The organism is Halobellus sp. GM3, from assembly GCF_052545375.1.
The window spans coordinates 107,375-121,029 of the sequence record NZ_JBQWLT010000003.1; the positions used below are offsets into that span (position 1 = coordinate 107,375).

Sequence of the window (13,655 nt, forward strand, 5' to 3'; positions counted from 1 at the left end):
AATGAGCGCATTCAGTGCAATCGGCGAAGACGCCGAACGCGACCGTAACGAGTACACGCCCGGCCTCGAACCGCAGCCGACGTGGTGTCCGGGCTGTGGCGACTTCGGGGTCCTGAAGGCCCTGAAGGGGGCCGCAGCGGAACTGGGTCTGTCCCCCGAGGAGATGCTCGTCTGCACGGGCATCGGCTGCTCGGGCAAGTTGAACAGCTACTTCGAGAGCTACGGCTTTCACACGATCCACGGCCGATCGCTGCCGGTCGCGCGAGCCGCGAAGCTGGCGAACCCCGGTCTGACGGTCGTCGCCGCCGGCGGCGACGGCGACGGATACGGGATCGGTGGCAACCACTTCATGCACACGGCCCGCGAGAACCACGATATGACCTACATCGTGTTCAACAACGAGATCTTCGGGCTGACGAAGGGACAGACGTCCCCGACGTCGCCGAAGGGCCACAAATCGAAGACCCAGCCCCACGGCTCGGCGAAGGACCCGATCCGGCCGCTGTCGATGTCGCTGAACGCCGGCGCGTCCTACATCGCCCGGACGGCCGCGGTCAACCCCAACCAGGCGAAGGACATCATCGTCGAGGCGATCGAACACGACGGGTTCTCCCACATCGACTTCCTCACGCAGTGTCCGACGTGGAACAAAGACGCGAAGCAGTACGTCCCCTACATCGACGTCAACGAGTCCGACGACTACGAGTTCGACAACACCGACAGGTCGGAGGCCTCCGAGATGATGTTCGAGACGGAGAACGTCCTCAACGAGGGGACCGTCCTCACCGGCCGGTACTACGTGGACGAGGACCGCCCGTCCTACCAGCAGGAGAAACAGCGGATCGGCGAGATGCCCGAGGAACCCCTCGCGGAACGGTACTTCGACGAGGACTACGAGTGGGAACGCGTCTACGACACGTTCCTCGACAAGCACAAATAACGATCTGAGCGTCGGTCTTCCGATCTTTCAGGCCTTCGCAACCGCCCCGTGAGATCGCTCCGCGAGGCGACGCCAGCGCGTCGTTTCGACTCTCTTTCGTCGAGTAGTAGTTCCGTTTTCGGATTCGGAAGGTATTTTTTCCGCCAACCGAAAGTTGTGCGTATGGAAGCCACTTCGACGGAGGGTCGGATTCTCGACGTTCTGGAGCAGGACGCCCAGGCGTCGTACGCGGAGATCGCAGAGCGGGTAGACGTCTCGAAGCCCACTGTCCGGAAGTACATTCGGAAGATGGAAAACGAGGGGATCATCGTGGGCTACTCCGCCGACGTGGACCCCAAGAAGCTCTCTGAGACGTCTATCGCGCTCGTGGGACTCGACGTCGCCTCGGAGCGCTACGTCGAGGCGACGCGCGAGCTGAAGGGCCTCGAGAGCGTCGAGTCGCTGTACACCTCCTCTGGCGATCACATGCTGATGGCCGAGGTACGGGCGCCGGACGGCGACGCCCTCGGCGACGTCATCTCAGAACAGATCCTCTCGATAGAGGGCGTCACCGCTGCACACCCGTCGTTCCTGCAGGAGCGGCTCAAGTAGCCCGGACCCACGGATCGTCGAGTGGCCGCGGGGCATCCCCGCACCCTCACATTCGTTCGACCCTCCACTTTCGCTCCGCTTTGCGAACGCTATAGTGGCTGCTCCGCCTACGCATCGCTAACCTCGCGCCGCCGCTTGCCTCGCGTGGACGGCACACCGGCGAGCGCGAACACTCGTATGGCATCTGCCGACATCCCCGACGCGGCGGTCCCGAAGAGACCGCGGGCTCGTAGATGAGCGGCGAGACGCTTCCGGGCGTCGAGAAGGCGTCGCCGTCGCGGATCGTCCTCCACGTCGATATGGACTGCTTTTACGCCTCCTGCGAGCGGCTTCGGGAGCCCGGACTCCGCGGGGAGCCCGTCGTCGTCGGGATGGGGTACGAGTCCGGAGAGACGTTCGGGGCGGTCGCCACGGCGAGCTACGAGGCGCGGGCGTACGGCGTCGAGAGCGCGCAGCCGATCTCGCAGGCGCTCGAGCGGCTGCCGCGGGCTGCGGCGAGCGGCACCGCCGACGCCCCCGATGCGGACGCCGTCGGCCACTACCGGCCGGTCGATCTGGAGTTCTATCGTTCGATCGCCGCGTCGGTCAAAGAGATCCTCTATGAGTGTGCGGACGTCGTCCGCGAGGTGAGTATCGACGAGGCGTACCTCGACGTGACCGACCGGACCGCCTGGCGGCGCGCGCCCGACGGCGACCGGACGCTCGCGGAGGGCTACGCGCGTCACGTGAAACAGCGGATCGCCCGCGAGGTCGGCGTCCTGGCGAGCGTCGGCGTCGCACCGAATATGTCGGCCGCGAAGATCGCCTCCGATCACGACAAGCCCGACGGACTCGTCGTCGTCGAACCCGGCGGCGTCCGCGACTTTCTGGCCCCGTTGTCCGTCGAGGCCGTCCACGGGGTCGGCCCGGTCACGGCCGAGCGCCTCGCGGAGTTGGGAATCGAGACCGCGGGCGACCTCGCGGCGGCGACACCGAGCGTGCTTCGAGACGCCTTCGGCTCCCGGGGCGTGGAGTTGCACGACCGCGCTCGCGGCGTCGACGACCGGGAAATCACGCCGACCGGCCGACCGAAGAGCCTCTCGCGGGAGTCGGCGTTCGCCGACGCGACCGCCGATCCGACGGAGAAGCGGGTGGCTGTGTCCGCACTGGCGTCAGACGTCGCGGCCCGCGCACGCGGTCGAGACGCCACGTACCGGACGATCGGGATCAAGGTCGTCTCCCCGCCGTACGACGTCAACACGCGGGAGCGATCGCTCCCCGGGCCGGTCGACGACCCCGAGCTCCTCGAGGACGTCGCGCTCGACCTCCTCGCGGAGTTCGAAGACGAGTCGGTCCGTAAACTCGGCGTTCGCGTCTCGAATCTCTCGTTCGCGTCCGGCGAACAGTCCCGGCTCGACGGCTGGGACGACGGAGACGAGACCCCGGACACCGGACCGGCGGTCGACGTAGCGGATGGGAGAGACGACCGCGCCGGTGGCGGTCAGATCTCGCTCGACGAGTTCGACGGCGGCGAGTGATCCGTCCCCGGGAGTCGCGGGGGGAAGGAACTATGCCTCGCGAGAGAGAGCACCCGATAGATGACCGAGGACACGGAGACCATCGCCGTCGCGAACGTCAGCGAGGGGCCGGGCGGCGACGGGGACTGCGAGCCGGGGGCGGAAGTCGAACTGCCGGTCGTCGATATCCTCACCGGGAGAGGGTTCATCACGGGGAAATCCGGCTCCGGGAAGTCGAACACGGCGTCGGTGATGATCGAGAATCTGCTCTCGAAGAACTTCCCGGTGCTCATCGTCGACACCGACGGGGAGTACTACGGTCTCAAAGAGCAGTTCGAGCTGCTTCACGCGGGCGCAGACGAGGAGTGCGACATCGTCGTCAGCCCCGAGCACGCCGAGAAGCTCGCGAACCTCGCGCTCGAAGGCAACGTGCCGATCATCCTCGACGTCTCCGGCTACCTCGACGAGGACGAGGCACAGCGGCTGTTGACCGAGGTCGCGAAGAACCTCTTTGCGAAGGAGAAGAAGCTCAAAAAGCCCTTCCTGATGCTCGTAGAGGAGTGCCACGAGTACATCCCCGAGGGCGGCGGGATGACCGAGGCCGGAAAGATGCTCATCAAGATCGGCAAGCGGGGGCGAAAACACGGCCTGGGGATCGTCGGCATCTCCCAGCGCCCGGCCGACGTGAAGAAGGACTTCATCACGCAGTGTGACTGGCTCGTCTGGCACCGGCTGACGTGGAACAACGACACGAAGGTCGTCGGGCGGATTCTCGGCTCGGAGTACGCCGACGCCATCGAGGAGATGGGCGACGGGGAAGCGTTCCTCGTCACCGACTGGTCGGCGTCGCTCCGGCGGGTGCAGTTCCACAAAAAGCAGACCTTCGATGCGGGAGCGACGCCCGGTCTGGAGGACTTCGAGCGCCCGGACCTGAAATCCGTCGACGGCGACCTCGTCTCGGAGCTACGGGACATCTCAGACGAGAACGAGCGCCGCGAGAGCGAGATCGCCGACCTGAAACAGGAACTCGAACGGAAGGAGTCGAAGATACGACAGCTCGAACGCGAACTCGAGGAGGCCCAAGACCTCTCACAGATGGCCGACCAGTTCGCACAGGCGATGTTCCAGACCGCGGAATCGCCCTATCGCGGCGGCGAGGGACGGAACCTGAACCGCTCGGACGAGCGGCAGGCCGCCCTCGATCAGTACGACGAGACCGGGACCAGCGACGCGGTGCCAACGGACGCAGACGGGGGGACGGCCGCGGACGGCGCAGGTGGACCGACCGCGGACGCGGAGAACGACGGCGACGAGTCGGCCGCCGAATTCGACGAGGAGGAAGTCGTCACGGCCGCCGCCGCGGGGGCGTACCCCGGACTCGACGTCGCCGGCACCGACGGATTCGGCGCTCCCGCGACCGATATCGCGCCGGAGCGCGCCCACGAGGGCACGGACGCGCTGACCGGGCGGGCCGACGTCGTCGAGCGGCTGCGCGGCGTCGTCGCCTCCCTGCCGTCGGCATCGCGTCGGATGCTCGCGTTCTACCGCGAAATCGACGCCTGCGACCCGGTGGACGCCCACGTCGCCGCCGGCGAAGTCGGCGATAAACAGCTCGCGTACAGTCGGAACCGTCCGCTTCGCCGGGCGGGGTTCGTCGAACACGTCGGCCGCGGTCGGTACGCGTACGCGCTCCCGGGACTCGTCCGCGAGGAGTTCGCTGACCGCCTCGACGACGACGAGTTGCGCGAGGTCGTCTCGGCCGTCGAAGCCGCGTTCGCGCCGCAAGTACGCCTAAACGAGGAGCCGGAGTCCGGCGGTGTGGACGCCGACGTTGAGGCGACTGACGACTGATTCTGATCGTTCGCGTCTCGTCCCGTCGAACGCTGTCAACGGGGCGGACGCTCACCGGGGCACAGTGAGAACAATCATTCGGTGGCGATTGTTCGATCCCGCTGTTTGCGCCGGCCGACTCACATTCGCCGCATGATGTACCCCTCGATGTCCGACACCAGCGAGGGACGGTACGTCCAGAATCCGGTCCATTCGTTGGGGTTCTCTTCGAGGGCGAGAAGCGCGACGTGGCCCTCGCCGTCGTCCGGCGAGTACACGACGAACCAGGATTCGAGGAAGTCCCGGTCGTACCCGGCGTGCGCCGTGATGGTCGACGACTGCGGCGGCTCCCAGCCCGGCGCCCCGTAGACGTGGACGTCGACGGGTGATCCATCGAGCCGCTGGTACACCTGCCGGGTCCCGATCTCGTCGTCGATCCGCGGGAGCTCCTGAAACGACGCCCGGAGCGTCCCGTTCCCCCGTTCCCACGCCATCCGCTCGATGAACCGGGAGACGAGGATCAAAAGGAGCTTCTCGGAGTGCGATTCGGGGTAGCCCCGGAGGAAGAACCGGACGTCGTCGAGCGCTTGCAGCACCTCGGGGAACTCGATCTCGTCGAGTTCGCGAGCGCCGGTGATGAAGAGGTCGGAGTTGATCAACAGGATGGAATCCTGTAGCTCGGACAGCGGGGAACTGGCGACGACTGACCCGTCTTCGACGAGGAGGACCTGATCGGCCTCCCCATCGGGGAGGTCGAGCTCCTCGACGTCGATCGACTGGTTCTCGAACAGTCGATTCAACATCCGCTGGACCGGGTCTGGGGCGTCACGGTTGACGACCACGAGCGATCGGTCGCGGGTCCCGATATCGTCGAGGAACCGTCTCAGTGTCATCAGAGGCCCACCTCGAACCCACTCAGAGCGGCTCGACGAGCGCTTCGAGCGCCGCGCGCGGATCGTCGGCCTTCGCGACGCCGGACGCGAGGAGGATCCCAGTCGCGCCCAGTTCGCCGGCGGCCGCGACGTCAGCGCCCGAGGAGATTCCCGCGCCACAGTAGACGTCGACGTCCGCGTCGACGTTCGCGGCGGCGGCGACGGCGTCCTCGACGACGTCCGGGTCCGCGGTCGCCACCGACACGTCGCCGCCGATCAGCTCGGGAGGCTCGACGGCGACGCTGTCGGGAGAGAGCGCGGCGACGGCGCCGATCTGTGCGGGGTTGTTCGCGCAGACGCACGTCTTCAGGCCGGCGCGCTCGGCCGCGCGGACGGATCCGTCGATGTCGGCGAGCTTCAGCCGCCGCTCGGAGTGGTTGATCAGCGTGCCGACCGCGCCCGCCTCGGCGACCGACTCCGCGAGCGTGCTGCCGGTGTGGCTGCCGTAGCCGTTCGGATCGACGTGTTGGGCCCACGTTTCGACGCCGGTATCCGCCACGCGGGCGACGTCGGCCGCCTGCGGGGAGACGGCGATATCGACGCCCGAGGCCTCGGCGACGTCGCGCGCGGCGGCGGCGACGTCGACCGGGTCAGACGGGTACGCCTTCAGATTGACCAGGATGAACACGTCAACGCGTGCGTTCCGCGGCCCAAAATAGGTTGCTCCTCCGCGCGTTCTCCTCGGGGGTCGGCTCCGATCGGCGATCAGTCCTTTCGCTTGACGACGTCGCCGAGCGTCGTCGTCGTCGACGATCCGCCGGACCACTCGCTGTCGTCGTCGTCGACGCCCTCGACGAGCGAGATTTCGAGCTTCCGTTCGAGTTTCTTCTGGACCCCGTCGGAGGGGAGGATGTCCCCGCGTTCGAGCTTTCGGATCAGGCTCGCCTTCTCGTTGAGCGAGTCCGCGAGGTCCTCTTGGCTCAGTCCGCGGTCCTCGCGCGCCTCCCGGATCCGCTGGTCGTAGTCGGCGGCGACCTCGTCCATGTCGTCGAACATATCGCGCCGACGCCGCGATCCGCCGGAGGAGCCGCCGCTCGCCGACGAGGCGGTGCCGCCGGACGACCCGCTGGACGTCGACGTTCCCGACGAACTGGACGTCGAGTACTTCGTCGACTGAGAGGAACTCGACTCAGTGCGGACCTCGGTGCCGAACTCCTTGCAGTCGTCGCACAGTTCGAGTTCGGCCCCCTCGACCTTGACCGTCGTGAGGGACGGCCGCTCGTTGCCGCACATCTCGCACTGGGGCATACACCGTCGTAGTCGAGGGGGCGATATAAAGCACACGCCGCGGGTCGCCGGACTTCCGGGGGCGGCCGGGTCACTCTGTCCCGTCCCGTCCCGTCAGGACGGTCGCGTCCCGAGTTCGACGTCGACCGTCGTCACGGCCCCGTCGCGGCGGACCGTCAGTTCGACCGTATCGCCCGGACGCGTCTCCAACGCGAGGTAGCTGCCGAGGTCCTCGATCGTCCGGATCGTCTGCCCATCGATCGCGAGGAGCACGTCCCCGCCGACGTTCACGCGCGTGCCGCCGACGACGCGCGTCTCGGAGCCACCGCGCAGTACTCCCGCGGCGGGGGCGTCCTCGAGCACGTCAGTGACGAGGATCCCGCGCGGCTCCGACATACCGATCTCGCGGGCCAGCGCGGGCGTGACGCCCGTCAGCGTGACGCCAACGAAGGAGTGCTCGTAGGTGCCGTCCTCGATCAGTCGGGGCACGACGCGGCGCGCGAGCGCGGCGGAGATCCCGAACGCGATGTTCTCTCCGCCGCCGGAGTTGATGATTGCGACGACGCGCCCCTCGAGCGACATCAGCGGCCCGCCGCTGTTTCCGGGATTCACGGCGGCGTCGGTCTGGATGGCGTCCGGGATCTGTGACCCCGTCGGAGCCGGTGCCGATCTGTCGACGCCGCTGACCACGCCCGTCGTGACTGTTCCCCCGAGATCGAACGGATTGCCGATGGCGACGACTTCCTGGCCGACTGTCGCGTCTCCCTCGGCGAAGACGAGGGGTTCGACCGCCGGGGCCGAGTCCGGGAGCGAGACGACCGCGAGGTCGCTGTGAGGATCTGTCCCGACGACCGTCCCGGTGCTCCAGCGGCCCTCGCTGAATCTGACGTCCGCCGTCGACGCCTCTGCGACCACGTGGGCGTTCGTCACGAGATGCGTAGGCGAGTCCGCGTTCGATGCTTCGACCACGAACCCGCTCCCCTGCCCCCGGTCGGTACGGACGAGCACGACCGAGTCGACGGCCTGACGATACACGCGAGCGTACGGGCTTGCCGGCGCCTCCGAAGCAGGATGCGAGGAATCGTTCCCGCCCGAGTCGGGCGTCGTGCCGGCGTCCGCTCTCGGGGCCTCCGTGCTACAGCCCGCGAGCGCGGCGACCACCGCCGCCCCGCCGAGTTCGAGCAGCCGCCTCCGCGTCGGCGTTGGATCCGCCATTCTTGGCGGGACTTTGCAGGACGGGCTAATGATTGCTGCGCACTCGTTTCTCCGGCCTGTGATCGTTCACTCCCTCGGGTCCTTCACTCGACTGGGTGCCGAACCTCACCGGGCTCGCGGGTCGTCGCTTTGGGTATCGTCCGGGTTTCTGCGGTCGCCGTGTGACGCGCGCGTCTCTTGTGTGTCGCGTCGGGCCGCTCGTTCCGCCGACTGCCGGTCCATCGTCTCCCGCCCGTCGTGCTCGGCGCGGACGAGCGCGTAGAGCAGCAGGGGGGCAACGACGGCCAAAAGCACGACGACGAGGAGGAATCCGCCGGCGGCCATCACCCGAGGAAGACGTCGACGATGTCGCTGCTGCCGGACGTCCGATCGCGGTAGAGCTCCGAGTAGCCGCAGTTCGTACACGAGACGACCTTGAAACTGTTCGTCTGGATGTCGAACATCTTTGAGAGGCCGCCGCCGGTCGTCGAAATCGTACCGACGTCGGTTTCCGTGTGTCCGCACTTCGGACAGCCTCGATCGGAGTCCGCGGTCGTGTCTGGTTGGGGGACCATACGTAGAGCAATTCGAGACAACAGTATCAACGTTGTCCTCGTATCTCGCCGTGTCGCGTGCCGCCTGAATGAGCCTACGAGAGGTCGGACCACGCGCCCCAGAACCGCTGGAGTGCCGTGAGGTGGCCGACGACGGCGAAGAAGACGAGCAGCCAGCCCACGATCGAGAGGCCGAACGGGCGGGCGGGGACGACCTCGATCGCGAGCGCGACGGCGGCGAGAAGGCCGACGACGCCGATAATCGCCAGCCGATCCGCGCGGCCGACGAGGCCGCCGTACGCCCGGCCGAGCCCGACCGCCTGTATCTGCGTACCGAGATAGGAGGTCATCAGCACACCCGTGACGGCCGCGAGCCCGAGGGCGTACGCGTCGATGCCGGCCGCCAGTCCGACGAGCATCGCGATGTCGGCGTAGCGATCGAGGACGTGATCGAGGAGGTCGCCACCGCCGCTCTCGACGCCCTGCGCCCGCGCGAGCGCGCCGTCGACGAGGTCCAGCCACCCGTTTGCGAAGACGAACAGCGCGGCCAGCGCGTACCACAGGGGCGTCGCGAGCGCGAACGCGCCGGCGGCGGCGACGGCGAAGCCGAACGCGGCGACGCTGACGCCGTCGGGACTCAGCCCGACTCTGTCCGCGGCGGCGACGAACGGGCCGAGGAGCCGGTCCGCCAGCTCACGGTACTGGTCCAGCGTCATAGGTACTCGACGAAGTCGACGATCCCCACTCGGGGTTCCAGTTCGCCCGCGATCGCGGCCGCGACGTCGTCGGCGACGGCCTCGGGCGTCCGGTCGGTCGTGTCGATCTCCCAGACGGAACCCTCACCGCGGCGTTCGACGGCCTCCGCGAGGATCACGTCGAGCGCCTCGCTCTCGGCGTTCTCCGCGATCGACGCCTCGGACTCGCCGCCACGCTCCCGCAGTCTGGCTTTCAGCGCCTCGGGGTGACAGCGAAGCACGATCACCTGTGCAGCGTCGAGCAGGTGCGAGAGGTGAGAGTCGACGAGGACGTCTCGGTCGTCGCCGGAACCGGTTCCACCGTCGGATCCGCCGCCGCTCGACGCGTCCTCCCTGTTCCGTTCGCGCTCGCGGAGCCACGCCTCGACGGCGTCGAGGTCGGCGACGAGCGAGTCGCGCTCGACGTCGCGCTCCTCGAAGAGCGACTCCTCGCGGACGACGTCGTTGAGATGGACGACGTCGATCCCCGTTCGGTCGTCGAGGAGGTCTGAGACGGTCGTCTTCCCCGTCCCCGGCGTTCCGGTGAGCGCGATGCGCCTCACGGCTCGGACGCCTCCGGTCGGACCTCGGGGACGACCTCGTTGAGCACCTCGACCGCGCGCCGCGTCTCCTCGCGGGTGCCACAGGAGACGCGAACGCACTCCGACAGCCCGAAGCTGGAGGTGTCGCGGACGATGACGCCGCGGCGCTGGGACGCCTCGGCGACGGCGGTCGCATCGCCGACCTCGCAGAGCACGAAGTTGCCGCCGGAGGGCCACGTGGGGACGTCCAGCGCCTCGTGGTAGTACTCGCGCGCCCACTGCGCCGTCTCGATCGACCGCTCGAGGTGTTCGCGATCGTCGAGCGCGGCGAGCGCGGCTCGGCAGGCGATCTCGTTGGCCGCGAAGGGGGTGTTCACGCGGGCGTACGCGTCCGCCCAAGCAGTCGGCACGGCCGCGTAGCCGATCCGCACGCCCGCGAGGCCGTAGGCCTTCGAGAACGTTCGGAGGACCGCGATGTTCTCGTACTCCGCGAGCAGGTCGATCGACGACGGCTCGTCGGCGTACTCGGCGTACGCCTCGTCGACGACGACGAGCGTGTGATCGTCGACGGCCTCCGCGAGCGTGCGGATCTCCGCGCGGGAGAGCACCGATCCCGTCGGGTTGTGCGGTGTCGTGACGAAGACGATTCGCTCGCCGTCGTAGGCCGAGAGGACGCGGTCCGCGCTCTGTTCGAAGTCCTCGTCCTTCTCGATTCGGTAGGTCGACGCCTCGCCGTGGTGATACCGCGCGGACATCGAGTAGTACGAAAAGCCGGGCTTCGGGACGAGGATCTCGTCTCCGGGTTCCAGAAACGCCCGCGAGAGGTAATCGATCGAGCCGTCTGCGCCGGCGCTCACCCACACCTGCTCGGCGTCGAGATCCCACTTCGCGGCGAGGCGCTCGGTGAGGTCCGTGTGCGAGGCCTTCGGATAGACGTTGACGTCCGGCGCGGCCTCCTCGACGGCCGCGACGGCGGCGGGGCTCGGCCCGTGGGGGTTCTCGTTCGACGAGAGCTTCGTCAGTTCCTCGGGGTCCATCCCGAGATCGCGGGCCACTTCCTCGGCCCCCCTCCCGGGTACGTACGCCTCGTGCGCGGAGAGATCCCTCGGTTGCATACGCGTACGCAGTCGCCCGCGGGTCTTTAAGGGTACGTCTCGGGATCGATGCAGTCAGAGAGACCGGCCACGCGACGCCAGCGAGCGTTTATATACGAGGCCGGGACCAGACGCGCTATGACTTGAACGACGCCTCCGCGTCGAATGCGGTCGTTCGGCACGACGACGCGGAGAGAACGGATGAACGCCCTCGTCGCCGTCGTCGGGTGCGACAGTCCCGAAGGGCCGTGTGCCGACTGTTCGCCACAATGCCCGCTGCCGGAAACGCAGCGAGAGCGCTATAGCGACGATTCCAGCGCCTCAGCCGCGCGGAGCGACAGCGCCGCGATCGTGAGCGTTGGGTTCATCGCGCCGCCGGTGGGGAACGTCGAGGAGCCGACGACCCAGAGGTTCGAGAGGTCGTGTGTCCGAGAGTCGGCGTCGACGACGCTCTCGTTCGGATCCTCGCCCATCCGGGTGGTCCCCATCTGGTGGTACGCCGGTCCGGTAGCGTCGGGGCCGACCGTCCACTCCACGTCCGCACCGAGTTCCTCGAGGATCGCGTGTTGGATCTCGTTCGCCCGACGGATCGCGCGCTTCGTCCGGTCGGCGAGCGACCACTCGATCCGCGGGACGGGGTTGCCGTGATCGTCGCGGCGGTCCGGATCGAGCGTGATCCGGTTGTCGGCGTCGGGTATCTGCTCGACCAGTCCGCCCATCGCGACGTGCGTCCCGTAGGAGTCACGGAGGCGAGAGAGCAGGTCGTCGCCCCACGTGTCGGCGTCGAGCGCCTCTATCACCGGCGACGGCCCCGCGTAGTTGAGAAACTCCAGTTTCAGTCCTTCGACGGGGTCGGCGTCGTCGTAGAACTGGTGGCACTCGCTGGTGATGAAGCCGACGTGGTTCTGCCGCGTCGGTTCGTCGAGGCGGCCGCCGGCGCCGGCGAAGAGGTGATCCATAAAGAACCGGCCGACGGCGCCCGAGGAGTTCGCCAACCCGTCGGGGTACCGCTCGGAGTCCGAGAGCAACAGCAGCCGCGCGTTCTCGACGCCGCCGCAGGCGAGGACGAACCGCCGGGCCGTCTGCCGGTGCTCGGTCCCGTCCGGCGTCGCATAGACCGCGGCCTCGACTGTCTCGCCCGCGTCGTCGTGTTCGAGACGCTGGACGGGCGCGCGGTCGATCACTCGCGCGCCCGCCGACTCCGCTTTCGCGACGTGCGATTCGGCGGTGTACTTCGCCCCGGAGGGACAGACCGGTCGGCACGTCCCGTACCCCTGGCAGGCCGCGCGACCGTCGTAGGGCTCGGAGTTGCGCGCGTTCGGCACCGAGTGCATATCGATCTGCAGACGCTCGCAGGCCGAAGCGAAGAGCGAGTCCGAATAGGAGGGCGGAAACGCGGTCAGCGGGAACGGCTCCTCGCGCGGTGGCGCGTATGGATTGTCCATCGCACCCGCGACGCCGAGGGACCGCTCGGCCGCGGCGTAGTAGGGGCGGAGGTCGTCGTACCCGATCGGCCAGTCCGCGCCGACGCCGAACCGCGACCGCATCTCGAAGTCGCGCTCGTGGAGCCGCATCACCATCCCCTGCCAGTGGAGCGTCGAGCCGCCGACGCCCTTCACCCGCGCGGCGTTCAGCGGGTAGTGCCGCCCGGGGCTGCTGTAGGCGTCGCGTGGACCGCCCATCTCCCACGGGTCGCCCGTTCCGGGACGGATGTGTTGCTCCTGCTGCTCGGCGCGCCGGGAGAACTCGAAGCGCGGCCCGGCCTCGAGGACGACGACGTCCGCGCCGCGCTCTGCGAGGCGGTGTGCGACGAGCGCCCCCGCCGGTCCCGAGCCGACGACGCAGACGTCCGCCCGCGGCGAGGGCGTTCGGTCACGGTCGTCGCCGACACCCCCGTCGTCAGCCATCGCTGTCACCCCCGTCCTCACCGCCGGCTTCCACGTCGTCTGTCATCGACGCCCGTCGGTAGCTCTCGGTCCCGCCGGGGTGGCCGATCGGGTTCTCGATTCCGACGAGTCGGCCGCCCGTCGGCGACGAGTAGAAGGCGAAAAGCAGGTCGTTGACGAGGTAGAAACGGATCCGTTCGGTGATCGGTCCCTCCGCGTCGGGATCGGCGGTTTCGACGCCGAGATCCCGGAGCAGCCGGTCGCGGGCGTCGGGTTCGAGCTCCGCGAACGGCGCGCCGCGCCAGTCGCGAGCGACGGCGTCGAGCTGGGCCGCAGCTTCGCGGAGCCCCTCGCGGTAAGCCGGTCGGTCCTCGGTTCGCCCCAGAACGTACGACTCGACGAACGCGCGGCGGCCCTCGACACCTGACGGGTAGACCACCTCGGCGACCGCGTCCAACAGGTCGAGGAGGTCCGTCGACAGCGACGGCGTCGCGGACGGACCCGTCTCGACGGCCGCCGTCCCGGCGTCCGCCCGCGGCGGCTCGAGTCCGCCGGCGATCACGCCCCCGCCGACCGCCGCCCCCGCGGCCGACAGCGCCGCCAGCGCGTCCCGTCGCGTCAGCTTCACGCCCGAG

The 13,655-nt window shown here is 68.5% G+C and carries 15 protein-coding genes; 4 read left to right on the plus strand and 11 right to left on the minus strand.

Annotated features, from left to right (window positions below; genetic code table 11):
* The first annotated feature begins 1 nt into the window (after position 1).
* The 4 genes from ACT3HL_RS05940 to ACT3HL_RS05955 all read left to right on the plus strand — a co-directional run bounded on the left by ACT3HL_RS05940 (position 2) and on the right by ACT3HL_RS05955 (position 4,878).
* Positions 2–940 (plus strand): thiamine pyrophosphate-dependent enzyme, encoded by a 939-nt coding sequence (locus tag ACT3HL_RS05940; RefSeq protein WP_445085893.1) that lies wholly within the window; start codon positions 2–4, stop codon positions 938–940.
* A gap of 162 nt (positions 941–1,102) precedes the next feature.
* Complete coding sequence (lrpA1, locus tag ACT3HL_RS05945; protein WP_445085894.1) at positions 1,103–1,531, plus strand: HTH-type transcriptional regulator LrpA1; 429 nt, start codon at positions 1,103–1,105, stop codon at positions 1,529–1,531.
* A gap of 233 nt (positions 1,532–1,764) precedes the next feature.
* The gene (gene dinB, locus ACT3HL_RS05950; RefSeq protein WP_445085895.1) at positions 1,765–3,048 is read left to right on the plus strand and encodes a DNA polymerase IV; all 1,284 of its coding nucleotides are present in this window, start codon (positions 1,765–1,767) and stop codon (positions 3,046–3,048) included.
* 60 nt (positions 3,049–3,108) lie between these two features.
* Entirely contained in the window at positions 3,109–4,878 is a 1,770-nt protein-coding gene (locus tag ACT3HL_RS05955; protein WP_445085896.1) for a helicase HerA domain-containing protein, read from the plus strand.
* A gap of 119 nt (positions 4,879–4,997) precedes the next feature.
* Here ACT3HL_RS05955 and ACT3HL_RS05960 read toward each other — a convergent pair whose 3' ends face one another.
* From ACT3HL_RS05960 to ACT3HL_RS06010, 11 genes are all read right to left on the minus strand, one after another.
* Positions 4,998–5,750, minus strand: coding sequence for a DICT sensory domain-containing protein (locus ACT3HL_RS05960; RefSeq protein ID WP_445085897.1), 753 nt, complete (start codon positions 5,748–5,750; stop codon positions 4,998–5,000).
* A 22-nt stretch (positions 5,751–5,772) separates the two neighbouring features.
* Positions 5,773–6,417 carry a triose-phosphate isomerase gene (gene tpiA, locus ACT3HL_RS05965; RefSeq protein ID WP_445085898.1) on the minus strand — a complete coding sequence of 215 codons (645 nt, stop codon included), beginning with the start codon at positions 6,415–6,417 and terminating at the stop codon, positions 5,773–5,775.
* A gap of 77 nt (positions 6,418–6,494) precedes the next feature.
* On the minus strand, positions 6,495–7,037 hold the full coding sequence (locus tag ACT3HL_RS05970) for a multiprotein bridging factor aMBF1 (RefSeq protein WP_445085899.1): 543 nt from the start codon (positions 7,035–7,037) through the stop codon (positions 6,495–6,497).
* A gap of 93 nt (positions 7,038–7,130) precedes the next feature.
* A complete protein-coding gene (locus ACT3HL_RS05975; protein ID WP_445085900.1) occupies positions 7,131–8,231 on the minus strand; it encodes a trypsin-like peptidase domain-containing protein in 1,101 nt (366 codons plus the stop codon).
* A gap of 105 nt (positions 8,232–8,336) precedes the next feature.
* Complete coding sequence (locus tag ACT3HL_RS05980) at positions 8,337–8,555, minus strand: hypothetical protein (protein WP_445085901.1); 219 nt, start codon at positions 8,553–8,555, stop codon at positions 8,337–8,339.
* On the minus strand, positions 8,555–8,785 hold the full coding sequence (locus ACT3HL_RS05985; protein ID WP_445085902.1) for a zinc ribbon domain-containing protein: 231 nt from the start codon (positions 8,783–8,785) through the stop codon (positions 8,555–8,557). Before ACT3HL_RS05985 ends, ACT3HL_RS05980 begins: the two co-directional genes overlap by 1 nt.
* A 74-nt stretch (positions 8,786–8,859) precedes the next feature.
* Positions 8,860–9,480, minus strand: a complete 621-nt coding sequence (locus ACT3HL_RS05990) for a CDP-alcohol phosphatidyltransferase family protein (RefSeq protein WP_445085903.1) — start codon at positions 9,478–9,480, stop codon at positions 8,860–8,862.
* Positions 9,477–10,061, minus strand: coding sequence for an AAA family ATPase (locus tag ACT3HL_RS05995; protein WP_445085904.1), 585 nt, complete (start codon positions 10,059–10,061; stop codon positions 9,477–9,479). Before ACT3HL_RS05995 ends, ACT3HL_RS05990 begins: the two co-directional genes overlap by 4 nt.
* Positions 10,058–11,155 (minus strand): histidinol-phosphate transaminase, encoded by a 1,098-nt coding sequence (gene hisC, locus ACT3HL_RS06000; RefSeq protein ID WP_445085905.1) that lies wholly within the window; start codon positions 11,153–11,155, stop codon positions 10,058–10,060. The genes ACT3HL_RS05995 and hisC overlap by 4 nt, the downstream gene beginning before the upstream one ends.
* Positions 11,156–11,433: 278 nt before the next feature.
* Positions 11,434–13,041, minus strand: a complete 1,608-nt coding sequence (locus ACT3HL_RS06005; RefSeq protein WP_445085906.1) for an FAD-dependent oxidoreductase — start codon at positions 13,039–13,041, stop codon at positions 11,434–11,436.
* A complete protein-coding gene (locus tag ACT3HL_RS06010) occupies positions 13,034–13,648 on the minus strand; it encodes a gluconate 2-dehydrogenase subunit 3 family protein (RefSeq protein WP_445085907.1) in 615 nt (204 codons plus the stop codon). Before ACT3HL_RS06010 ends, ACT3HL_RS06005 begins: the two co-directional genes overlap by 8 nt.
* Positions 13,649–13,655: the final 7 nt, after the last annotated feature.